The following is a 22988-nucleotide window of genomic DNA, read 5'->3' as shown; positions in this document are numbered from 1 at the left end:
GATCACGGTTCACGCCCCGGCGTTGACGTTGGCATAGACGACGACGGCGATCGTCAGGACGAGCGACCCGGCGAGCAGGGCGGAGACGTAGGTCTGCGCGTTGCCGGTCTGGGCGCGGCGGACGGCGGTGCCGAGCAGCCGTGCGGTGGTGCCCGAGCCGCGTACGTACGTGTCGACGACCTCGCGGTCCAGGAAGCGGACGAGGCGGGCGGCGGAGAGCACGGGGCGTACGAACAGCCGTGAGTACAGGGCGTCCAGGTGGAAGCCGGCGGCCGCGGAGGCGTGCAGGGGTCCGAGCAGCAGGCGTCCGGGGTCGGCCGGGTCGGCGGCGTCCGCGATGTCGCCGTAGACCGCGGCGTGGGCGCTGATGGCCTCGGCCTCCACCAGGGCGGGTTCGACCCGCGGGTGCGCCGTGACGGCGCCGAGGGGGTGGAGCGCGGCGTGCGCGGTGGTGTGCCGCCACGCCGCGTAGGTGACGAGTCCGCCGATGAGTCCGACGCCCGTGGAGAGGACGGCGGTGGTCAGCGTCGGGGTGAGGCGGTGTCCGTCGAACCAGTCGCCGATCACCCCGACGGTCAGGCCGAAGCCGAGGGTGGGCACGGCCAGTACCCAGAGCACCGTGGTCATCGCGGCGGGCTGCCTGCCGTGGTCCGGCACGGCGGGGCCGCGGCCCCGGAAGGTGAGCAGCCAGAGCCGCATGGCGTACCCGGCGGTGAGTACGGCGGCCAGCAGTCCGGCGATCAGGATCGTCCAGCCGGCGGCGGCCGGGGCGACGTGGCGGTCGCCGAGGGCGGTGTGCTCGGCGGCGACGAGGACGGCTTCCTTGGAGAAGAAGCCGGCGAACGGCGGGATGGCGGCCAGCGCCAGCAGGGCGACGGTCATCGTCCAGTAGGCGTCGGGGATGCGCTTGGCCAGGCCGCCCATGCGGGACATGGCGGCGAGCGAGTTGGTGCCGGTGGCGTGGATGACGACCCCGGCGGCGAGGAAGAGGACGGCCTTGAAGGCACCGTGCGACAGGAGGTGGAAGACGGCGGCCCCCCGGTCGCCGACGGCCAGCGCCCCGGCCATGTAGCCGAGCTGGCCGAGGGTCGAGTAGGCGAGGACGCGTTTGATGTCGTCCTGCGCCAGCGCGGCCAGCCCGGAACCGACCATCGTGAGGGCGGCCATCACGGAGAGGACGACGAGGGCGGCGCCGGAGGCGGCGAACACGGGCAGCAGCCGCGCCACGAAGTAGATCCCCGCGGCCACCATCGTCGCGGCGTGGATCAGCGCGGAGACGGGGGTCGGGCCTGCCATCGCGTCGGGCAGCCAGGTGTGCAGCGGGAACTGCGCGGACTTGCCCGCCACCCCCGCGAGCAGCAGCAGCGCGATGAGGGTGGGGTGGTCGAGGCCGCCGCCCGCGACCGCGCCGAGGATGCCGGTGATGCGGAAGGTGCCGGTGTCGGCGGCGAGCGCGAAGAGGCCGATCAGGAACGGGACGTCGCCGAGCTTGGTGACCAGGAACGCCTTGAGGGAGGCGGCGCGTGCCTCGGGCGTCTCCCAGTAGTGGCCGACGAGGAAGTACGAGCAGATGCCCATGACCTCCCAGCCGACCAGCAGCACCATCAGGTCGCCGGAGTAGACGACGAGCAGCATCGCGGAGGTGAAGAGGGAGACGAGCGCCGCGTAGGAGGGGTAGCGGGGGTCGTCGCGGAGGTACGCGAGCGAGTAGACCTGTACGCAGGTCGCGACGAGCCCGACGAGCACGGCGACGAGCACCGCGAAGCCGTCCAGGTGGAGGGCGAGGTCGATCGGCACCGAGCCGGTGGGCGTCAGCCGGGTCGCGGCGTCGATGGCCCGGCCGCCGCCCTGGCCGACGGCGACGACCACGGCGAGCACGGCCGCGGCGAGCACCGGGAGGACGGCGAGCGGCCGGACGAACCCGGGGGCGGTGCGGCCGAGCAGCAGCCCGCCGGCGGCCCCCAGGAAGGGCAGCAGGGGGACGAGGACGGCGAGGGTCGTGGTGGTCACGCGGTGGCCTCTGTCTTCCTTGCCTTCCCCGCCGGGGCGGCCGGGTCTTCGGTGGCGCCGGGGGGTTCGCCGTCGCCGGTCCACTCGTCGGGGAGGGCCTCGGCGGCGTCGGTCTCGGCGGTGTCGCGGAGCCGGTCGATGTCGGAGGAGCCGCGGTTGCGGTACACGGCGAGCACGATCGCCAGGCCGATGCCGATCTCGGCCGCGGCGATGGCGATGGTGAAGAGGGTGAGGGCCTGGCCGGCGTGGAACGCGTCGCGCAGCCAGACGTCGAAGGCGACCAGGTTGAGGTTGACGGCGTTGAGCATCAGCTCGACGGACATCAGGACCAGGATCGCGTTGCGGCGGGCGAGTACGCCGTAGACGCCCACGCAGAAGAGGAGGACGGCGAGCACGGCGGGATAGGCGAGGTGCATCAGCTCGTCCCTTCTTCCCGGGCGTCGGGGGCGGACGGGCCGGTGGATCCGGCCTCGCCCCCGGCACGGGCCCGTCCGGTGGCGGCGGGCGCGCGGCGGTCGGGCTCGCCGCTTCCCGGCTTACGGCTTCCGGGCCTACGGCTGCCGGGCGTACGGCTGCCGGGCTCGCCGCGTCCGGGCTCGCCGCGGGCGCCGGGGAGGGCGCCGCGCGTCTCGGGGTCCCGGCGGGACAGCACGATCGCTCCCACCAGGGCGGCGAGCAGCAGCACGGAGAGCGCCTCGAACGGCAGCACCCAGTGGCGGAAGAGGAAGGTTCCGGTGGCGGCGGTGGAGCCCTGGGCGGGTCCGTCGAGCCCGATCCAGGTGGTGCGGAAGGCGTCCACGACGACCCAGACGAGGGCCGCCGCAGCGGCGGCGGCCACGCCGAGCGCGACCCACCGGTTCTCCGAGTCGGCGTCCGGCGACCGCCCGATCGGGGCTCGGGTGAGCATCAGGCCGAAGAGGAGGAGGACCACGACGGAGCCGACGTAGATGAGCACCTGGACCCAGGCGATGAACTCCGCCGTGAGCAGGAGGTACTCGACCGCCAGGCCGCCGAGCGTGACGACGAGCCAGAGCGCCGCGTGCACCAGCTGACGGGTGGTGACGGAGACGAGAGCCGCTCCGAGGGTGACCAGGCCGACCAGGACGAACGCGATCTCGACGCCGGACGGGGAGAGGAAACCGGGGTGGGCCGCCGCGCTCGCGGCGAGTGCGGGCATCACGCCTGGCCCTCCTGGTCGTGCTGCTGTCCTGCCTGATCCGCCTGTTCCTGCTGGAGGCGCTGGGCCTCCTGGGCGCGCTGGGCTTCGAGCTTCTCCGCAGTCTTGCGGGCGGCGGCGATCTCCTTCGGCTCCTCCGCGCCGGGGTCGAGCGCGGGCGGCTCCGGCACGGTCCACATCCAGTCGCGGAGCTTGTCGCGCTCGTGGGTGAGGTCGCGGATGTCCGTCTCGGCGTACTCGAACTCCGGCGACCAGAAGAGGGCGTCGAAGGGGCAGACCTCGATGCAGATACCGCAGTACATGCAGAGGGAGAAGTCGATGGCGAAGCGGTCGAGGACGTTGCGGGAGCGCTCGCGTCCGCCGGGGGCGGCGGGCGGGCTCGTCTCCTTGTGCGAGTCGATGTAGATGCACCAGTCGGGGCACTCGCGGGCGCAGAGCATGCAGACCGTGCAGTTCTCCTCGAACAGCCCGATGACGCCCCGGGAGCGCGGCGGGAGTTCGGGCTGCGCGTCCGGGTACTGCGCGGTGACCGTCCGCCTGGTCATGGTCCGCAGGGTGACGGCAAGACCCTTGGCCAGGCCGGAGCCGGGGATCGGAGGCACTAGTTGATCGCCACCTTCACGATGCCGGTGAGCGCGATCTGCGCGAGGGCGAGCGGGATGAGTGTGGTCCAGGCGAGCTTCTGGAGCTGGTCCTCGCGCAGGCGCGGGAAGGTGACCCGCAGCCAGATGACGACGAACGCGAGGATCGCCGTCTTCACCAGGGTCCAGAGCCAGCCGAGGCTCTCCCCGCCGAACGGACTGTGCCAGCCGCCGAGGAAGAGCACGGTGGTCAGGCCGCACAGGACGACGATCCCGGCGTACTCGGCGAGCAGGAAGAGCGCGAAGCGCAGTCCGGTGTATTCGGTGTACGCGCCGAAGATGATCTCCGAGTCGGCCACGGGCATGTCGAAGGGGGGCCGCTGGAGTTCGGCGAGCCCGGCGACGAAGAAGATCAGGCCGCCGGTGATCTGCCAGGGCAGCCACCACCATTCGAACGCGTCCACGATCCCGGGCAGCGACACCGTCCCTGCCGCCATCGCCACGGAGGCGGCGGCGAGCAGCATCGGCAGCTCGTACGCGAGGAGCTGGGCGGCGGTACGGAGCCCACCGAGCAGCGAGAACTTGTTGGCGGAGGCCCACCCGGCCATCAACGAGCCCAGGACGCCGATCCCCATGACCGCGAGGACGAAGAAGATCCCCGCGTCGACGGCCTGGCCGACCGCGCCCTCCTGGGGCCCGACCGGGATGGCGAGCACCACCAGGAGGTACGGCAGCAGCGCCACGGCGGGCGCGAGCTGGAAGACGCGGCGGTCGGCGTCGGCCGGGACCACGTCCTCCTTCTGCGCGAACTTGACCCCGTCCGCGACGAGCTGCGCCCAGCCGTGGAACCCGCCCGCGTACATGGGGCCGAGGCGGCCCTGCATGTGCGCCATCACCTTGTGCTCGGTCTGGCCGACGACGAGCGGGAAGACCAGGAAGACGACGAAGACGATGAGGAGCCGGAGGGCGACGTCGAGTACGTCGTTCACGCGGTATCGCCTCCGGAGGAACGGTGATCGGGGTCTTCGGGCACGTCGGGGGTCACGTCGGGACTTTCGGGCTCGGCACGCTCTGCGGGCTCTGCGGGCTCGGCACGCTCTGCGGGCTCTGCGGGCTCTGCGGACGGGGGTTCCGCCTCGGGCTTCGCCTCGGGCTCGGGTTCCGGCTCGGGCCTGGCCTCAGCCTCCGGCTCGCGCTTCCCCGCGCCCGTCCCGTCGTCGAACGCCGGGCGGGCGTGGTGCCAGGGGGCGTCGGCGCTTCCGGCCGTCCGGCGGGGAGCCGGGCTCTCCGAGGTGCCGGAGTCCGTCGCCGGACCGGTCGGGCCGGAGGCCGCCGTGTCCGTCGCGGGGGTCTCCGTACCGTCCGGGGTGCTCTCCGCTCGCTGGCCGGCGGAACCGGCCGAGACGCTGCGGGACCTGCGCGCGGGGCGTGCGGCCGGCGCGCCCTCGGCCGGCGTCGCCGCGTCCGGGGCCGTGCCGGGAGCCGTGTCCGGCGCCGGGGCCTCCGGGGCCGGGGCCGGGGTGTCGGGTCCGGCCGGGGGTCCGGTCGGCGGTGCGGGCGTGGTGCGCTGTCCCGCCGAGCCCTCGGTGACGCTGCGGGCGCGGCGTACCGGTCGCTCCCCGGCAGCGGCTGCGCCGGCGCGGGCGCCCCGCGCGGGGCGGGCCGGGGCGGGGGGCAGCTGGCCCCTGAGCGGGCCCCACTCGTTCGGGTCGGGTACGCCCGGCGGGAGCATGGTGCGGCGCTTGGGCCCGCCGTGCTCGGACTCGCCGGGCTCCTTGGCGCCGGGCCAGGCCTTGGCGACCCGGGCCGCGAGGACGAAGTCCTTGCGCAGCGGGTGGCCCTCGAAACCCTCGGGCAGCAGCAGGGGCACCAGGTGCGGGTGGCCGTCGAAGCGGATGCCGAACATCTCGTGGGTCTCGCGCTCGTGCCAGGCGGCGCCCGCGTAGACGGCGATCGCGCTGGGCAGCACGGCCGTCTCGTGCGGGACGGTCGTACGGACCAGCAGCCGCCGGACCGTACCCGTGGAGAGCGCGGCCACGTGGGCGCCGACCTGGAAGCCGGTGCCCGGTTCGTCGACGGCGCTCAGCCAGTCGAAGTAGGTGCAGCCGAGCCGGTCGCGCGCGGTCTCCAGCGCGGCGGTCCAGGTGTCGGCGGGTACGTCCACGGTGAGCAGGTCGTACGCGTACGCGGCGGTCGCGCCCTCGCCGAAGAGCCCGGTGACGGCCTCGGCGGCGGCGGTCGCGTCGGCGTCGAGCAGCCGGTCGTGGAGGCGCGCGGGGCTCTCGGGGGCGGTCACTGCGTCTCCCGCTCGGCCGGAGCGGCGGCCGGGGCGGCGACGAGCCCGCTGGTCAGCGCGGCGGTCGAGGGCCGGGCGGCGGGGTTCGTCGCGTAACGCTCCGCCAGGGACTCGCGGGCGATGCGGTCCTGGAGCTTGAGGATGCCTTGGAGCAGCGCCTCGGGCCGGGGCGGGCAGCCGGGTACGTACACGTCGACGGGGATGATCTGGTCGACGCCCTTCGTGACGGAGTACGAGTCCCAGTACGGGCCGCCGCAGTTGGAGCAGGCGCCGAAGGAGATCACGTACTTCGGCTCGGGCATCTGCTCGTACAGCCGCTTCACGGCCGGGGCCATCTTGTCCGTCACCGTGCCGGAGACGACCATCAGGTCGGCCTGGCGCGGGCCGGGGGCGAAGGGGATCACGCCGAGCCGCATGAAGTCGTGCCGGGACATCGAGGCGGCGATGAACTCGATGGCGCAGCAGGCCAGGCCGAAGTTGAAGACCCAGAGGCTGTAGCGGCGGCCCCAGTTCAGGACCACCTTCATCGGTTCCGGCGCGAGGCGGGACAGTACGCCGAGCCGTTTGGGCTCCGGCAGCGGGACCGGCCCGGGGCCGCTCACCGCCTCCTGCGTTCCGGTCGCGGGCTGCGGCTCGGGGGTCGGCCGGCTCGTCACGCCCATGTGAGGACGCCCTTCTTCCATGCGTAGAGCAGTCCCACGGCGAGGAAGCCGAGGAAGACGAACATTTCCACCAGGGTGGTCGCGCCGAATCCGGGCGCGGCGAACACGGTCGCCCAGGGGAAGAGGAAGACCGAGTCGACGGCGAAGATCACGTAGAGGAAGGCGTAGACGTAGTAGCGGACCTGGGTGTGCGCCCAGCCCTCGCCCACGGGGTCCACGCCGCACTCGTAGGTGAGGAGTTTCTCGGGCGTCGGCACCACGGGCCTGAGCAGGCGTCCCGCCCCGAAGGCGGCGGCGACGAAGAGCACGCCGACGAGGGCGAGCAGTCCGACCACCGAGTAGCTGTGGAAGTAATCCGACGCGAGAACGGCCGGCTCCGGCAGTTCCGGTACGTCCGCCACGTCCGTTCCTCGCTCCCTCGAACCGTTCGACGATCTGTACGCACGGGAGTCTAGGCCCTGTTAAAGAGACGGTAAGCAGCCGCGTCCCGGGCGGGGACGGACCGGGGGCGCGGCAGGACGCGGGGCAGGGGTGCGCGGCGGGGACGGGGCGGGGTGGGGTTATCCCCACTTCTTCGCACCCACGAGCCCCATGGCGTGCGCGGGGGTCGGACCGGCAGGCTGGGACGCATGACGACGAGCCCCTCCGAGCCCCCCGCCGAGAGCCCTGCCGAGAGCGTCTCCGAGCCGGACGGCCCCCGGCCGCCCCGGCCGCGCCTCGCCCTCGACGTATGGACGTGGAAGGAGATCGCCCATCTGCTGGCGAACCTGCCGACCACGATCATCGGCTTCGTCTACGCGATCGTGCTGGTCAGTGTCGGTGCCGGGCTCTCCGTCACGGTGATCGGGCTGCCGCTGCTCGCGCTCGGCATCCAGGGTTCGCGCGGGCTGGGCCGGTTCGAGCGGGCCCGGGCCCGCGCCCTGCTCGGGGTCCATGTCGGGGAGCCGGGCGCGATCGCCCGGGCCCGCCGCGAGAAGGGCTTCTTCGCCTGGCTCTGGGCGGGTCTCGGCGACCGGGTCGGCTGGCGGACGCTGCTGTATTCGTTCATCCGACTGCCGTGGGGCGTGGTGACGTTCACCGTGACGCTGGTGGGGCTCTTCGTCCTCTGGCCCGTACTCCCCTATGTGACACGGGCGCTCGCCAACCTGGACCGCGCGATGGTGCGGACGCTGCTGGCGCCCTCCGACGAGCTGGAGCGGCGGATCGCCGAGCTGGAGTCGGACCGGGGCGTGGTGGTGGACACGGCGGCGGCGGACCTGCGGCGGATCGAACGCGATCTGCACGACGGCGCCCAGGCCCGGCTGGTGGCGCTCGCCATGGATCTCGGGCTGGCGAAGGAGAAGCTCAGCCACGACCCGGAGGCCGCCGCCCGGATGGTCGACGAGGCGCACGGCGAGGTGAAGGTCGCCCTCCAGGAGCTCCGTGACCTCGCCCGGGGCATCCATCCCGCCGTCCTCACCGACCGGGGCCTGGACGCGGCGCTCTCCTCGATCGCCTCGCGGTGCACGGTGCCCGTCACGGTCGGCGTCGAGCTGCCGGGCCGTCCGGCCCAGGCGATCGAGGGCATCGCCTACTTCACCGTCTCCGAGCTCCTCCAGAACGTCAGCAAGCACAGCCGGGCGCGCTCGGCCGCCGTGGACGTGTGGCGCGCGGGCGACCGGCTGATGCTCCAGGTGCGGGACGACGGGCAGGGTGGCGCGCGGACCGGGGGCGGCACGGGGCTGGCGGGTCTGGCGGAGCGGCTGGGGGCGGTGGACGGTCTGCTGGTCGTGGAGTCGCCGGAGGGCGGCCCGACCTCGGTGACCGCCGAGCTGCCGTGGCGCGACGGCGCGGCCGGACCGGGCTGACACCACCGGAGACGGAAGGCCGGAAACGGCGAGGAGGGCCGGGGCGCGTGCGCTCCGGCCCTCCTCCGTACGCACGGCGCGCACGCCGGGGTGGGGGTAACCCCCCACCGGATACGGAGACCGCCCTCATGGTGCGGAGCGCCCGTACGGAAGAGGCTGGAGTCCTCGGCTGGAAAGCCGTGCGCGGGCCGTGACCACGGGTCCCGCGAGAACGGCACGTGAGGCACGGCCCCCATCGGGCTCCCCCGCGGACTCACCGGAGAACGGAAACGGACGGCAGCGATGACCACGGCATACGGATCGGGCGCACGGGACGGGCGGGGCGGTGGCTCCGCCGCCTCCTGGGACCGCCCCGACGAGAAGCACTTCTTCCCGGCCGTGCTCCGCGCGCCGGTCGAGTCGCGGACCTGGCGGGAGCTGCTGTACCTCCTGCTGAGCCTGCCGATCAGCATCGTGCTCTTCACCGTCGTGGTCACCACGGTCTCGCTGGGCGCGGGCCTGATGGTCACCTTCCTCGGCATTCCGGTGCTGGCGGCCGGCCTGGCGGTGTGCCGGGGCTTCGGCGTCCTGGAACGCCTGCGCGCCCGCGCCCTGCTGCGGCTCGACGTGACCGGCCCCGAGCCGGTTCGGGGCCGTACCGGCGGGGTGTTCTCGTGGGCCGGCGCGGCGCTCCGCAGCGGCACCTCCTGGCGCCACCTGCTCTACGGGTTCCTGCACTTCCCGTGGGCGGTCTTCGCGTTCACCGTCTCGGTGACGGTGGTGACGACCGCGTGGAGCATGTTCACGTACCCGCTCTGGGCCTGGGTCTTCCCGGCGTACGTGGGGGTCGACGGCCTCCAGCTGTACGGGGACGCCTCGCACCGGGTCTACCTGGACTCGCCCTTCGAGCTGACCGCGACCTGCGGTGCCGGGCTGGTCCTCGTGCTGGTGTCGCCGTGGATCGTCCGGGGGCTGGCCTCGGTGGACCGGGTGATGGTCGGCGGGCTCCTCGGGCCCTCCCGGCTGGTCTCCCGCGTGGTGGAGCTGGAGTCGGACCGGGGCGTGGTCGTGGACACGGCGGCGGCCGACCTGCGGCGGATCGAACGCGAACTCCACGACGGCGCCCAGGCCAGGCTCTCCGCCCTCGCGATGGAGCTCGGGCTGGCGAAGGAGCGGCTCGCCGAGGACCCGGACACGGCGGCGCGGCTGATCGACGGGGCGCACGGCGAGGTGAAGGTCGCCCTCCAGGAACTCCGCGACCTCGCCCGGGACATCCATCCGGCGGTCCTCACCGACCGGGGCCTGGACGCCGCCCTCTCCTCTGTCGCCTCCCGCTGCGCGGTCCCGGTCTCCGTCGACGTGGAGCTGCCGCTCCGCCCGGCCCGTGCGGTCGAGAACCTCGCGTACGTCACGGTCTCCGAGCTGCTCCGCAACGTCACCCGGCACGCGGGTGCCACCCGGGCCTCGGTCACGGTGCGTCAGACGGCCGACCGGCAGAAGGGCCACGACCGGTCCGACCGCCCGAGCCGCCTGGACCACCCGGACCACCTGGTGATCCGGGTCGACGACGACGGGCGGGGCGGAGCGGACGTGACGGCCGGCGGCGGACTGGCCGGCCTCGCCGAACGGCTGCGGGCCGTGGACGGCAGCCTCACCGTGCAGTCCCCGGCGGGCGGCCCGACGACGGTGACCGCCCGGCTCCCGTGGCGGGACTGACCGGAGGCGCCCGCGAGGGTCCACGCGGGTACGGAGGCTCCGGTACGGGGCACTGGCGGCTCCCGTACGGGGCACTGGCGGTGAACCGCGTGCCCGGCGCCCCGTACGCGCACCTCCGTACCCCGCCCCTTTCCCGACGACCGGCCTCTCGCATTCACATGATCAGAATTTCCGCATTTCCCTCCGCCGGCCCGAGTCCGGCGAACACCCCCAAAGCACCGAAAACGCCGGGACCGGCAGGCATCGAAATCACGGACACCCAAAAAATGGCCCATACAAATACATGGATGACGGCACCGGAACCCCGCGCGACAGCAATCCACCGACCCGCCCCCCGCACCCTTTCCCATCAGCCCCTTCTCACCCACGGACGAACGCACCGCACGCGCTGTTGACGTACACCCGTTCCCCTGCGGGAAAGGACCCGACCCCGTTCCCCCCGCACCACCCCAGGGCTGGGATGCTGGAGACGGAAGAGAAAGCGCCGGGCGACCGGCGCGGGACGACGACAGCGGTGGGGGAAGCGGCGGCGTGGAGAACAAGGTGCGAGTAGTCATCGCCGAGGATTCGGTGCTGTTGCGGGAGGGCCTGACCCGGCTGCTCACCGATCTCGGGCACGAGGTCGTCGCCGGGGTGGGGGACGCGGAGGCGCTGCTCGCGCTCCTGACGGAGCTCCACGCACGGCAGGAGCTGCCGGACGTGGTGGTCGCGGACGTACGGATGCCGCCGACCCACACCGACGAGGGCGTCCGGGCCGCGGTGCGGCTGCGCAAGGACCACCCGGGCGTCGGGGTGCTGGTGCTGTCGCAGTACGTGGAGGAGCGGTACGCGACCGAGCTGCTGGCCGGCAGCACGCGCGGGGTGGGCTATCTGCTGAAGGACCGGGTCGCCGACGTACGGGACTTCGTGGACGCCGTGGTGCGGGTGGCCGGGGGCGGGACCGCGCTGGACCCGGAGGTGGTGGCGCAGCTGCTGGGCCGGAGCCGCAAGCAGGACGTGCTGGCGGGGCTGACGCCGCGCGAGCGGGAGGTCCTCGGCCTGATGGCGGAGGGGCGGACGAACTCCGCGGTGGCCAAGCAGCTCGTGGTGAGCGACGGAGCGGTGGAGAAGCACGTCAGCAACATCTTCCTCAAGCTCGGCCTCGCGCCGAGCGACGGCGACCACCGTCGGGTACTCGCGGTGCTGACGTACCTGAACTCGTAGTCCGGCGGGTCCGAGCAGGGACACCGCCTGCCCGGGCCGCGATCCGACCCCTCCGAATTCCGGACACCGCGCATTCTTGAACGGTTGTCGGCGCGATCAATCCTCCCCGGAGCGGAAATGTGCGGCCTACGTCGAAAGGACGAGAACGCATGAGTCCTCCGACCTGCCACGGAAGGCTGGATTCGGCAGGAAAATCGGAGCGAACCGGCCTCCCTTCCCGATGTCCCCCATATGATCGACGGAGGAAGGCGCCCCTTACCGACGTAGTGTGGGCCACGGGACCGCCGGCGGGCCGGCTGTTCCGCAGCCGCCGCCCAAGGGAGGTCCAGTTCAGTGACCAGCCAGGTCAGTAGCCAGGCCGATACGACCGACGAGGCTGTCGTGGGGGAGCAACGTGCTCCCCGCGCGACGAATGCGGAGGTCGGCGTGAAAGAAATCCGTCGACTGGATCGAGTCATCATTCGATTCGCCGGGGATTCCGGCGACGGTATGCAGTTGACGGGCGACCGTTTCACCTCGGAGACGGCGTCGTTCGGCAATGACCTGTCGACCCTGCCGAACTTCCCGGCCGAGATCAGGGCGCCCGCGGGGACGCTGCCCGGGGTCTCGTCCTTCCAGCTGCACTTCGCGGACCACGACATCCTCACGCCCGGCGACGCGCCGAACGTCCTGGTCGCGATGAACCCGGCGGCCCTGCGGGCCAACATCGGGGACGTCCCGCGCGGGGCCGAGGTCATCGTCAACACGGACGAGTTCACCAAGCGCCCGATGGCGAAGGTCGGTTACGCCACCTCCCCGCTGGAGGACGGTTCGCTGGAGGCGTTCAACGTCCACCCGGTGCCGCTGACCACGCTGACGATCGAGGCCCTGAAGGACTTCGGGCTCTCCCGGAAGGAGGCCGAGCGGAGCAAGAACATGTTCGCGCTGGGCCTGCTGTCGTGGATGTACCACCGGCCGACGGAGGGGACGGAGACGTTCCTGCGGCAGAAGTTCGCGAAGAAGCCGCAGATCGCGGAGGCGAACGTGGCCGCGTTCCGGGCCGGGTGGAACTTCGGTGAGACGACCGAGGACTTCGCGGTCTCCTACGAGGTCGCGCCGGCCTCGAAGGCGTTCCCGACGGGTACGTACCGCAACATCTCGGGCAACCTGGCCCTCAGTTACGGGCTGATCGCGGCGTCCCGGCAGGCCGGGCTGCCGCTCTACCTCGGCTCGTACCCGATCACTCCGGCCTCCGACATCCTGCACGAGCTGTCCAGGCACAAGAACTTCGGTGTGCGGACCTTCCAGGCCGAGGACGAGATCGCCGGGATCGGGGCGGCGCTGGGCGCCGCGTTCGGCGGGTCCCTGGGGGTGACGACGACCTCCGGGCCCGGGGTGGCGCTGAAGTCGGAGACCATCGGGCTGGCCGTCTCGCTCGAACTGCCGCTGCTGATCGTGGACATCCAGCGCGGCGGCCCGTCCACCGGGCTGCCCACCAAGACCGAGCAGGCCGACCTGCTCCAGGCGATGTACGGCCGCAACGGCGAGGCCCCCGTCCCGGTGGTCGCACCGAAGACCCCGGCGGACTGCTTCGATGCCGCCCTGGAAGCCGCCCGGATCGCCCTGACCTACCGCACCCCGGTCTTCCTGCTCTCCGACGGGTACCTCGCCAACGGCTCGGAGCCCTGGCGTATCCCGGACCCGGAACAGCTCCCCGACCTCCAGGTCACCTTCGCCACCACCCCGAACCACACGCTCGCCGACGGCACCGAGGCGTTCTGGCCGTACAAGCGCGACCCCGAGACGCTGGCCCGTCCGTGGGCGGTGCCGGGGACACCGGGTCTGGAGCACCGGATCGGCGGGATCGAGAAGCAGGACGGTACCGGGAACATCTCCTACGACCCGGCCAACCACGACTTCATGGTCCGCACCCGTCAGGCGAAGATCGACAACATCGCGGTCCCGGACCTGGAGGTGGACGACCCCGCCGGCGCCACCACCCTCGTCCTGGGCTGGGGTTCGACCTACGGGCCCATCACCGCCGCCGTACGGAGGCTCCGCGCGGCCGGCGACACGATCGCCCAGGCCCACCTGCGCCACCTCAACCCGTTCCCGCGCAACCTCGGCGAGATCCTCCAGCGGTACGAGAAGGTCGTCGTGCCCGAGATGAACCTCGGCCAGCTCGCCACCCTGATCCGCGCCAGGTACCTCGTCGACGCCCACTCCTACAACCAGGTCAACGGCATGCCCTTCAAGGCCGAACAGCTCGCCACCGCCCTGAAGGAGGCCATCGATGGCTGACACCGCCCACCCCCTCCTCAAGCTCGTCCCCAAGGCCGAGACGCCGCAGACGATGAAGGACTTCAAGTCCGACCAGGAAGTCCGCTGGTGTCCCGGCTGCGGCGACTACGCCGTGCTCGCCGCGGTGCAGGGCTTCATGCCCGAGCTCGGGCTCGCCAAGGAGAACATCGTCTTCGTCTCCGGCATCGGCTGCTCCTCCCGCTTCCCGTATTACATGAACACCTACGGGATGCACTCCATCCACGGCCGCGCCCCGTCCATCGCCACGGGCCTCGCCACCTCGCGGCGGGATCTGTCGGTGTGGGTCGTCACCGGTGACGGCGACGCCCTCTCCATCGGCGGCAACCACCTCATCCACGCCCTGCGCCGGAACGTCAATCTGAAAATCCTGCTGTTCAACAACCGGATCTACGGACTGACCAAGGGGCAGTACTCCCCCACCTCCGAGATGGGCAAGATCACCAAGTCGACGCCGATGGGTTCCCTGGACGCCCCGTTCAACCCGGTGTCCCTGGCGCTCGGGGCGGAGGCCTCGTTCGTGGCGCGGACGGTGGACTCCGACCGCAAGCACCTCACCGGCGTGCTGCGGGCGGCGGCCGACCACCCCGGCACGGCACTGGTCGAGATCTACCAGAACTGCAACATCTTCAACGACGGCGCCTTCGAGGCCCTCAAGGACAAGGAACGCGCCCAGGAAGCGGTCATCCGCCTCGAACACGGGCAGCCGATCCTCTTCGGCACGGACGGCTCGAAGGGCGTCGTCCGCGACCCGTCGACCGGCGATCTCCAGGTCGTCGCGGTCACCGAGGAGAACCGCTCCCGCGTCCTGGTCCACGACGCCCACGCCGACTCCCCGACCACCGCGTTCGCCCTCTCCCGCCTCGCCGAGCCCGACACCCTCCACCACACCCCGATCGGAGTCCTGCGCAGCGTCGAACGCCCGGTCTACGACACGCTGATGTCCCAGCAGCTGGACACCGCCGTCGAACAGCAGGGCAAGGGCGACCTGGCCGCGCTCCTCGCGGGCAAGGACACCTGGACGGTCGTCGGCTGAGCACCGGCACCCACACCGCGCCCGGCGCGCGAGCCCGGGTCCTCCTGACCGTTCACCACGGCAGGGGGACCCGGGCTCCGTCGTTTCCGGACCTCGGGCCGTGGCTCACGCCTCGCGCGCGTCGTACGCCGACCGCGCGGCGGCGACCGCTTCCACCTGGTGCTCGGACCAGCGGGCCAGCTGCCACACGCGCTCGGCGGCGTCGCGGCCGAGCGGGGTGAGGGAGTAGTCCACCCGCGGCGGGATCACCGGCTGGGCGTCCCGGTGCACGAACCCGTCGCGCTCCAGTGTCCGCAGGGTCTGGGCCAGCATCTTCTCGCTGACGTTCTCGATGGTGCGGCGCAGTTCGCTGAAGCGGTACGGGCGCTCCAGCAGGGCCGCGAGCACCAGCACGCCCCAGCGGCTGGTGACGTGTTCCAGCACGAGCCGGGACGGGCACATCGCGCGGTTCACGTCCGCTTCGCGGGCTGCCGCCGCGACGAGCTCTCCGGGGGTCTCCGTACGTACGGTCATGACGCCACCTTACTTCAAAGTGGGTACTTCCTCTGAGTAAGTACACCTCTTAGGGTGAGTGGAGTAAACAGCCGCGAGACACCCGATAAAGGGTGAATCACCCACGCGGGACCGTGCGAACCCTGCACCACGAAGGAGAACCACCCCATGAGCATCGTCGTCACCGGAGCCACCGGACAGCTCGGACGCCTGGTCGTCGAGCAGCTGCTCGCCACCGTCCCGGCCGACCGGATCGTCGCGGTCGTCCGCGACGAGGAGAAGGCCGCCCCACTCGCCGCGCTCGGTGTCGAGCTGCGGGTCGCCGACTACGGCCGGCCCGAGACGCTCAAGGCGGCCTTCCGGGCCGGCGACCGGGTGCTGCTGGTCTCCGGCAGCGAGGTCGGCAAGCGCGTGGAGCAGCACACCGCGGTGATCGAGGCGGCGAAGGAGGCGGGCGTGGCACAGCTGGCGTACACGGGCATCCTGGGCGGGCCGGCCGCCGACTTCCTGCTGGCCGAGGAGCACAAGGCCACCGAGCGGCTGATCCTGGACTCGGGTCTGCCGTACACCTTCCTGCGCAACGGCTGGTACACCGAGAACTACACGGCGAACCTCGCACCGGTGCTGGAGCACGGCGCGGTGGTCGGCAACGCGGGCGAGGGGCGCATCGCCTCGGCGACCCGGGCCGACTTCGCCGCCGCTGCCGCCGCCGTGCTGACCGGCGAGGGGCACCTGAACACCGCGTACGAGCTGAGCGGCGACACCGCCTGGTCGCTGGCGGAGTACGCCGCGGAGATCGCCCGGGCCACCGGCAAGGAGATCGCGTACAAGGAGGTGCCCGCCTCCGTGCACCAGGAGATCCTGGTCGGCGCCGGGCTGCCCGCGGGCTTCGCCGAGATCCTGGTCGACGTGGACGAGGCGATCGGGCGCGGTCTGCTCGCCGGCACCAGCGGCGACCTGGCCCGGCTCATCGGCCGGCCCACCACCCCGCTCGCCGTGACGGTCGCGGAGGCCGTAGCCGCCGCCTGACCTCTACGCGTACGGGGCGCGTGCGGGCCGTGCACGCGGCGCGCGCGGGCCCCGTACGACCGGAGGACGCTCGTGTCATGACCGTTTCGCGATACGGCAATGACGCGACGCCTCTTCCGGGGCTACCTTCAGGGCGTCGGCGACCGCCGGCCCACGCATGAGGGAGGCCCCGTGGAGGGGAAGGACGAGCAGCGGGCAGGGCTGCTCTACGGAATCGGCGCGTACGGGATGTGGGGTCTCGTCCCCCTCTTCTGGCCCCTGCTGAAGCCGTCCGGGGCGGCGGAGATCCTGGCCCACCGGATGGTCTGGTCGCTGGCCGTGGTCGGCGTCGCCCTGCTCGTACTGAAGCGCTGGGCCTGGATCGGCGAACTGGTCCGCCAGCCGCGCAAGCTCGCCCTGATCACCGCCGCCGCGGCCGTGATCACGGTCAACTGGGGCCTGTACATCTGGTCCGTCAACAGCGGTCACGTGGTCGAGGCGTCTCTCGGCTACTTCATCAACCCGCTCGTCACCATAGCCATGGGCGTGCTGCTTCTCGGCGAACGCCTGCGGCCCGCCCAGTGGATCGCGGTGACGACCGGTCTCGCCGCCGTGCTGGTCCTCGCCATCGGATACGGCCGCCCGCCGTGGATCTCCCTGGCGCTGGCCTTCTCGTTCGCGACGTACGGCCTGGCGAAGAAGAAGGTCAACATGGGCGGCCTGGAGTCGCTCGCCGCCGAGACGGCGATCCTCTTCCTCCCGGCCCTCGGCTTCCTGCTCTGGCTCGGTGTGCGCGGGGAGACCACCTTCACCTCCGGCGGGGGCGCCGGGCACGGGCTGCTGCTCGCCTCCACCGGGCTGGTGACGGCGATCCCGCTGATCGCCTTCGGGGCGGCGGCGATCCGCGTGCCGCTGTCGACGCTGGGCCTGCTCCAGTACCTGGCGCCGGTCTTCCAGTTCGCCCTCGGGGTGGCGTACTTCCACGAGGAGATGCCTCCGGAGCGCTGGGCCGGGTTCGCGCTGGTGTGGCTGGCACTGACGCTGCTGACCTGGGACGCGCTGCGTACGGCACGACGCGGCCGGGCGGAGGCGCTCCGGCTCGCGGCCTCGGCGGCGGCCGCCGCGGTGACGGCGGTGCCGCCCTCGCAGGGCGGTGGGACCGTCGCTCCGGCCACCACCGGCAACCCGTCGGGCTCCCCTTCCGGCACCCCGACGGGCTCGCCCTCCGGCACCCCCGCCGACAAATAGTTACTTGGTTGCTTTTTTGCCTCGGTTGCGTTTCCCTTGGGGGTCTCGTACCCCTGCCCGAGGAGCACCATGACCACCGACGTACCCGTCACCGGCGCACCGGTCACCGACGTACTCGTCGTGGGCGCCGGCCCCACCGGCCTGACCCTGGCGTGCGACCTCGCGCGCCGGGGGATCGGCGTCCGGATCATCGACCGGTCCGCCGTGCATCCGCGCAGCTCCCGGGCGAAGGGGCCGAACCTTCGGTCGCTGGAGGTCCTGGCGAGTCTCGGGGCGGCCGAGGAGGTGCTGGCGTCCGGGTCGCTGCCGCTGACCATGCGCAAGTACCGCGACCACGTCCCGGTCTCCGACTTCGACCCGTACGCCGACCCCGCCCCGGTCCCCGCCTCCGCCTTCGACTGGCCCCGGCTGATCGCCCAGTGGCGCCTGGAGGAGATCCTCCGCGACCGGCTGGCGAAGGACGGTGTCCAGGTCGAGCTGGGCACCGAGCTGACCGGCCTCGACCAGCACTCCGCGGGCGGGGCGGCGGGGGTGACGGCCACCCTCGCCGACGGCAGAGCCGTCGCGGCGCGGTACGTGGTGGGCTGCGACGGCGCGCACAGCCCGGTGCGCAAGCTGCTCGGCATCCCCTTCACCGGTGAGACGCAGACCGACCAGGTGATGGTCTGCGGTGACGTCGAGATCGACACGGACGCGCTCGACCGGGGCATCTGGCACCAGTGGTTCGACGCCACCGGGGCCGTGATGCTCTGCCCGATCCCGGGCACCCGGGACGGCTGGTGGTTCCAGGCGGGGCCCGAGCGGGACGCCGCCGGCGTGCCGCAGCCGCCGACCGAGGAGGGGTTCCGCCGCCTCCTCGGCCGGCACACCGGGCTCCCCGGCGAGGTGCTCCGGCGCGCCACCCTGCTCTCCACGTACCGCGTCAACGTCCGCATGGCCGACCGCTTCCGGGACGGCCGGGTGCTCCTCGCCGGGGACGCGGCGCACGTCCACTCGATCGCGGGCGGGATGGGCATGAACACCGGCATCCAGGACGCCTTCAACCTCGGCTGGAAGCTCGCCCATGTGCTGACCGGGCTCGCGGCGCCGGCCCTGCTCGACACCTACGAGGAGGAGCGGCTGCCCGTCGCCGCCTGGACCCTGGAGTTCACCTCCGAGCGGCTCGCGGAGACGATGGCCGCCATCCGCCTCCCCGGCGGCGGGCTGGACGCGGCGACCGCCGCCGGGGAGGCGAGCGGCCTCTCCACCGGCTACCGGTGGAGTTCGCTCGCCGCCGGGGCCCCCGAGAGCGGGCCCCGCGCCGGGGACCGCGCGCCGGACGCGCCGTGCCGCTCGGTGGCGACCGGTGCGCCGGCCCGGCTGCACCACCTCTTCGCCGAGCCGCACCCGGTCCTCCTCGGCTTCGGCCCGGAGAGCGAGCCGGTCCTCCTCGCGGCGGCGGAGGCGTACGGCGATGCCGTCCGCGTCCACCGGGTGTACGGCCCCGACGAGGCGCCCGACGGCCGGGCCGGCGTGATCGACCACGAGGGCCGGGCCCGCGCCGCGTACGAACCCGGCGCGGGCGGCACCGTCGCGGTCGTCCGCCCCGACCACCACCTCGGGCTCGTCGCCCCGGCGGCGGAGGCGTCCCGGGTGCGGGAGTACCTGGCGCTGCTGTGCGGCGGGGCGGAGGGCGCGGCTCCGCAGGGGTGACGGTCCTGCTCCCGGGGCAGGCACCGTCCCGCTGGGCCGAACGGGCGTCGGAGGATCGTTTCCGCAGGGGCTCACGGTTCCCCCGTGAGCCCGCCCGGGCAGACCAAGGGCACCCCCCTCGTCGGCAGCTCCGCCGGACCCCCGGCCCGTCGGCACCGGTGCCGCCATCGCGCTCGCACCGGTGCCGGGGCACCGGCACCGGCCCCACCGACGCACCACCTCCCGTCGCGGTGCGCGAAGGGCCGGCCCGTACCCGCAAGGGACGACGGAGCGGCCCCGGAAGTCATACCCGTCCCGCCCGCACGCTCCCCCGGGCCGTGCGGGCGACCCGTACAGGCGTCCGACCGGCGCCGCACGGGAGGCAGGGGTTCCGGTTCGCTCCGGTACGCGCTTCCCCCACGGCGCGTACCGGGGCCAAACCCCCAAGACCATCCCTTTTCCGCCGCCCCGGCGGCCGGCCGCGCCCCCTCCGGCCGGAAAGCTGACCGTCACCCCAGGTCAGGGCCGTCCGGCGAAAAGCCGATCTCCCTACGCTGGGACCATGCATTCGTCACCCGCGCCCGCGCACGTCCGGGTCGCGCACACCCTCGTCGCCACCGACCTGGACGGCACCCTGCTGCTGCCCGACGATTCCGTGAGCCCCCGCACGCACGCGGCCCTCCGGCGCGCGGCCGCGGCCGGCGCCCGGCACATGATCGTCACCGGCCGGGCGGTCCCGGGGATACGCGCCCTCCTCGCGGAGCTGGACTACCGGGGACCGGTCGTCTGCGGGCAGGGCACCCAGGTGTACGACCCCGAGTCGGCCCGGATGCTCCGTTCGGTCCCCCTCGACCGGGAGCTGGCCGACATGGCGCTGGGGAAGATCGAGGCGGAGGCGGGCCCGGTCTTCGCCGCCGTCGACCAGGACGGCCCGGCGGGGCTGACCCTGATCGAGCCCGGGTACCGGATGCCGCACCCGACACTCCCCGCCCAGCGGGTCGGGCGCCGTGACGACCTGTGGGCGGAGCCCGTCATCAAGGTGATGGTGCGCCACCCGGACCTGACCGACGACGAACTCGCCGCTCTCGGCCGGGCCGCCGTGGGCGATCTGGCGACGGTCACGATGGCCGGGCCCGGCACGGTCGAGCTCGCCCCCTACGGCGTGCACAAGGGCACCGGGCTCGCGGTGGCGGCGGAACTCCTGGACCTGGACCCGGCGGACGCCATCGCCTTCGGCGACATGCCCAACGACCTCCCCATGTTCGGGCTGGTCGGGCACGGGGTGGCGATGGGCAACGCCCATCCGGAGCTGAAGGCCGCCGCCGACGAGGTCACGCTGGGGCACACCGAGGACGGCATAGCGGTGGTGCTGGAACGCCTCTTCGACTGACCGGCCGCCTCGGCTGACCGGCTGTCTCTTCGGCTGACCGGCTACCTCGGCTGACCGGCCGCCTCTTCGGCTGCCCGGCCCCCGGGGTGCCGGGCGGCCACCCGCCGCCGCGCTCTCAGACGAGACCCGCCTCCGCGACCGGCGCGGCGTCCGGCTCGCCGCCCGACGGGCCGCCCGCCTCCGCTTCCGGCCCCCGCAGCACCACGGCGACCAGTGCGGCGATCGCCGCCTCGTCCTGGGGCGGTTTGCGCAGGACGTGGCGGTAGTACACCGGCCCGTAGAGCAGCTCGACCATCAGCCGCGGGTCGGCGCCGGACGGGATCTGGCCCCGGTCCTGGGCCTGGACCAGCAGGGTGACGGCCAGGTCGACCCGCGGGTCGACGACCCGCTCGGCGAGGTCCCGGGCGAGGTCCTCGTCGTGGTGGAGCTCGGAGAGTATGCCCGCGTACGCCGGTCCGTACGGCGGTGTGCCGAGGAGCTGTACCGCCAGGCCGATGTGGCGGCGGAGATCGGCCTCGATGTCGCCGGTGTCGGCGAACGGGGCGGCGTCGGCGAGGACATCGGTGAAGATCTCCATCAGGATGCCGCTCTTGGCCGGCCACCACCGGTAGATCGTCTTCTTGCTGACACCGGCCCGGGCGGCGATGGCCTCCACCGTCACCCGCCCGTAGCCCCTCTCCGTGCAGAGCTCCAGCGCCGCCTCCAGGATCGCGCGTCGGGACCGTTCGCTGCGTCGCACAGAACTCGGCAATCCGCTCATTCCGTGAGCATAAGACCCCTCTCACCACTCCTTGTTGACAGGTCGTCGCCAAAAGTCGAACATGAGCGAGGCGGAAACGGAACGTACCGTGTCGGCTCCGCCGTTTGCACCGTTCGTGCCGTTCGTGCCGCGACGAGCCGATCGGGGGACGGCTCGGCCGGCCGACGGTACGGACGGCCCGGAGCCGATCGGCCCACCCTCTCCGGACCGGCCCCGGTGCCCCGCGTCAGTGGTCCGCGTTCGCCGCCCGCAGGAGGGCGTCCCGGGTCACCGCACCGACGTAGACCTTGCCCTGATCAGTGACGAGGGCGTTCACCAGGCGCGTGCTGAAGACCGTGCCGGAGCCGAACTTCCCCGTGGCCTTGTCCCCGAAGGCGTCCAGCAGCGAGGAACTCCCCTTCGCCGACGCCAGGTCCGCACCACCGGGCGCCTCGGCCCGCAGGATCGTGGTCCAGCCCTCGCCGACCGTCTCCACACCCCCGGCGGCCGCGCCGCCGTCAGCTCCGTCCGCGCCCTCCAGCCCGGTGAGGCCCCCGGGCAGCAGGTCCGCGAGGGCTCCGCTCCCCTTGCCCGCGGACTCCTGGCCGGCGGCGTCCCCGGCCTCGGTCACCTTGGCGCCCTTCGGCGGCGTGAACTCGAAGACCGAGGCGGCGGGCCTGCCGAAGTCCACCTTGCTGAAGCCCACGTTGACGGCGGCCTTCCCGCCGGAGCTCGGGTTCAGGGTGAACCGCAGCGGGACGCCGTTCTCCGCGTCCACCGCGATCCGGACGGAGCCGATGGTCGAGCCGGACTGCTTCGGCTCGATGAGCAGCTGGTACGCGTCGCGCCCGGCGACCCGCACGGTGCCGTCGACGGTGACCGACGTGGTGTCACCGACCGCCTTCAGCGCCTCCTCGGCGAACTGCTGGGGCGTGCCGGCGGCGGCCCCGTGGCTGCCCTCCTCGTGCCCGCGGGCACCGGTCTTCGCGTGGAAGACCTCGTCGGACCCGCTCTCGTGGGCCCAGACCTCGTCGGTGTCATGGATCAGGCTGTACTCGGAGGAGTTGCCGAGGATGGTCAGCCGCTGCTTGTCGGGGCCGTCGGCGGCCACCTTCAGGGTGTGCGTCCCCGAGGCCAGTTCGGTCAGCCGGTCCTCGGGGGCGGCGCTCCCCGACGACGCCCCGGCGCCCTGGCCGAGGGAACCGGCGAGGCCGCCGAGCGAGGGGATGCCGAGGTCGGTGGTGATCTTCACCGTGCCGGAGAGCCGCTGGGTGTCGGAGGCGGCGATCTTCTCGACGAGCTGCTGCGCGGTGATTTTCGGCAGGTCCGGGTCGCCGCTGTCGGCGAGTGCGGGGACGAGCCCGATGGTCGCGGCGGCCACTCCCGCCACCGCGACGGGTACGAGCGTGCGGGACGCCTTCCGGCGCATGCGGTCGGCGCGCGTGGTCGCGCCGGTGGGATCGCCCTGGTTCTCCGCGCTGTCGATGGGTGCCATGGTGTGCCCTACCTCCGTGGTCGGCGGCTTCCGTCTCTGCGGTCGCGTTCGCCCACTCCCCGCCGCGTCTCTCACCCGACGCTTCTCACCCGATGGGGTCAGGAGGAGTGGTTGTTCTCCATCTGACCGCATCGGGGGAT

The 22988-nt window shown here is 72.8% G+C and carries 20 protein-coding genes; 9 read left to right on the top strand and 11 right to left on the bottom strand.

Going from position 1 to position 22988, the window contains the following annotated elements; translation table 11 throughout:
• Nucleotides 1-9: 9 nt before the first annotated feature.
• Genes ACWCSV_RS01675 through ACWCSV_RS01640 form a run of 8 tightly spaced genes read right to left on the bottom strand, consistent with a single transcriptional unit; the run spans nucleotide 10 to nucleotide 7127 of the window.
• Nucleotides 10-2010, bottom strand: coding sequence for an NADH-quinone oxidoreductase subunit 5 family protein (locus ACWCSV_RS01675; RefSeq protein ID WP_451137869.1), 2001 nt, complete (start codon nucleotides 2008-2010; stop codon nucleotides 10-12).
• Entirely contained in the window at nucleotides 2007-2426 is a 420-nt protein-coding gene (nuoK, locus tag ACWCSV_RS01670) for an NADH-quinone oxidoreductase subunit NuoK (RefSeq protein ID WP_451137868.1), read from the bottom strand. Before nuoK ends, ACWCSV_RS01675 begins: the two co-directional genes overlap by 4 nt.
• Entirely contained in the window at nucleotides 2426-3187 is a 762-nt protein-coding gene (locus tag ACWCSV_RS01665) for an NADH-quinone oxidoreductase subunit J family protein (protein ID WP_451137867.1), read from the bottom strand. The genes nuoK and ACWCSV_RS01665 overlap by 1 nt, the downstream gene beginning before the upstream one ends.
• Complete coding sequence (locus ACWCSV_RS01660) at nucleotides 3187-3789, bottom strand: NuoI/complex I 23 kDa subunit family protein (RefSeq protein ID WP_451137866.1); 603 nt, start codon at nucleotides 3787-3789, stop codon at nucleotides 3187-3189. The genes ACWCSV_RS01665 and ACWCSV_RS01660 overlap by 1 nt, the downstream gene beginning before the upstream one ends.
• Entirely contained in the window at nucleotides 3789-4757 is a 969-nt protein-coding gene (locus ACWCSV_RS01655) for a complex I subunit 1/NuoH family protein (RefSeq protein WP_451137865.1), read from the bottom strand. Before ACWCSV_RS01655 ends, ACWCSV_RS01660 begins: the two co-directional genes overlap by 1 nt.
• Nucleotides 4754-6064, bottom strand: a complete 1311-nt coding sequence (locus tag ACWCSV_RS01650) for an NADH-quinone oxidoreductase subunit C (RefSeq protein ID WP_451137864.1) — start codon at nucleotides 6062-6064, stop codon at nucleotides 4754-4756. The genes ACWCSV_RS01655 and ACWCSV_RS01650 overlap by 4 nt, the downstream gene beginning before the upstream one ends.
• Nucleotides 6061-6726, bottom strand: coding sequence for an NADH-quinone oxidoreductase subunit B (locus tag ACWCSV_RS01645; RefSeq protein WP_451137863.1), 666 nt, complete (start codon nucleotides 6724-6726; stop codon nucleotides 6061-6063). Before ACWCSV_RS01645 ends, ACWCSV_RS01650 begins: the two co-directional genes overlap by 4 nt.
• Nucleotides 6717-7127, bottom strand: coding sequence for an NADH-quinone oxidoreductase subunit A (locus tag ACWCSV_RS01640; RefSeq protein WP_451137862.1), 411 nt, complete (start codon nucleotides 7125-7127; stop codon nucleotides 6717-6719). The genes ACWCSV_RS01645 and ACWCSV_RS01640 overlap by 10 nt, the downstream gene beginning before the upstream one ends.
• Before the next feature lie 228 nt (nucleotides 7128-7355).
• Between ACWCSV_RS01640 and ACWCSV_RS01635 the strand changes: the two genes are divergently transcribed.
• The 5 genes from ACWCSV_RS01635 (at nucleotide 7356) to ACWCSV_RS01615 (ending at nucleotide 14805) form a co-directional block, all read left to right on the top strand.
• Nucleotides 7356-8573 (top strand): sensor histidine kinase, encoded by a 1218-nt coding sequence (locus tag ACWCSV_RS01635; protein WP_451137861.1) that lies wholly within the window; start codon nucleotides 7356-7358, stop codon nucleotides 8571-8573.
• Between the two features lie 282 nt (nucleotides 8574-8855).
• Nucleotides 8856-10268: a sensor histidine kinase gene (locus ACWCSV_RS01630; RefSeq protein WP_451137860.1), complete on the top strand. Its 1413-nt coding sequence runs from the start codon at nucleotides 8856-8858 to the stop codon at nucleotides 10266-10268.
• A 543-nt stretch (nucleotides 10269-10811) separates the two neighbouring features.
• Nucleotides 10812-11471: a response regulator gene (locus ACWCSV_RS01625; protein ID WP_451137976.1), complete on the top strand. Its 660-nt coding sequence runs from the start codon at nucleotides 10812-10814 to the stop codon at nucleotides 11469-11471.
• 333 nt (nucleotides 11472-11804) lie between these two features.
• Complete coding sequence (locus ACWCSV_RS01620; RefSeq protein ID WP_451137859.1) at nucleotides 11805-13751, top strand: 2-oxoacid:acceptor oxidoreductase subunit alpha; 1947 nt, start codon at nucleotides 11805-11807, stop codon at nucleotides 13749-13751.
• Entirely contained in the window at nucleotides 13744-14805 is a 1062-nt protein-coding gene (locus tag ACWCSV_RS01615) for a 2-oxoacid:ferredoxin oxidoreductase subunit beta (protein ID WP_451137858.1), read from the top strand. The genes ACWCSV_RS01620 and ACWCSV_RS01615 overlap by 8 nt, the downstream gene beginning before the upstream one ends.
• A gap of 105 nt (nucleotides 14806-14910) precedes the next feature.
• On the opposite strand, the gene ACWCSV_RS01610 is transcribed toward ACWCSV_RS01615, so the two are convergent.
• Complete coding sequence (locus ACWCSV_RS01610) at nucleotides 14911-15318, bottom strand: winged helix-turn-helix transcriptional regulator (RefSeq protein WP_451137857.1); 408 nt, start codon at nucleotides 15316-15318, stop codon at nucleotides 14911-14913.
• A gap of 147 nt (nucleotides 15319-15465) precedes the next feature.
• Between ACWCSV_RS01610 and ACWCSV_RS01605 the strand changes: the two genes are divergently transcribed.
• The 4 genes from ACWCSV_RS01605 (at nucleotide 15466) to ACWCSV_RS01590 (ending at nucleotide 20614) form a co-directional block, all read left to right on the top strand.
• Nucleotides 15466-16326 (top strand): SDR family oxidoreductase, encoded by an 861-nt coding sequence (locus ACWCSV_RS01605; RefSeq protein WP_451137856.1) that lies wholly within the window; start codon nucleotides 15466-15468, stop codon nucleotides 16324-16326.
• Nucleotides 16327-16497: 171 nt separating this feature from the next.
• Nucleotides 16498-17553, top strand: a complete 1056-nt coding sequence (rarD, locus tag ACWCSV_RS01600; RefSeq protein ID WP_451137855.1) for an EamA family transporter RarD — start codon at nucleotides 16498-16500, stop codon at nucleotides 17551-17553.
• A 69-nt stretch (nucleotides 17554-17622) separates the two neighbouring features.
• Complete coding sequence (locus ACWCSV_RS01595) at nucleotides 17623-19245, top strand: FAD-dependent monooxygenase (RefSeq protein WP_451137854.1); 1623 nt, start codon at nucleotides 17623-17625, stop codon at nucleotides 19243-19245.
• Between the two features lie 541 nt (nucleotides 19246-19786).
• Entirely contained in the window at nucleotides 19787-20614 is an 828-nt protein-coding gene (locus ACWCSV_RS01590) for an HAD family hydrolase (protein WP_451137853.1), read from the top strand.
• Nucleotides 20615-20729: 115 nt separating this feature from the next.
• Here ACWCSV_RS01590 and ACWCSV_RS01585 read toward each other — a convergent pair whose 3' ends face one another.
• Nucleotides 20730-21374 carry a TetR/AcrR family transcriptional regulator gene (locus tag ACWCSV_RS01585; RefSeq protein ID WP_451137852.1) on the bottom strand — a complete coding sequence of 215 codons (645 nt, stop codon included), beginning with the start codon at nucleotides 21372-21374 and terminating at the stop codon, nucleotides 20730-20732.
• Between the two features lie 226 nt (nucleotides 21375-21600).
• The gene (locus ACWCSV_RS01580) at nucleotides 21601-22848 is read right to left on the bottom strand and encodes a LolA family protein (protein ID WP_451137851.1); all 1248 of its coding nucleotides are present in this window, start codon (nucleotides 22846-22848) and stop codon (nucleotides 21601-21603) included.
• Between the last annotated feature and the right edge of the window lie 140 nt (nucleotides 22849-22988).

Source organism: Streptomyces sp. NPDC001770 (assembly GCF_053596135.1).
This window is presented reverse-complemented; position numbering and strand designations above follow the sequence as displayed.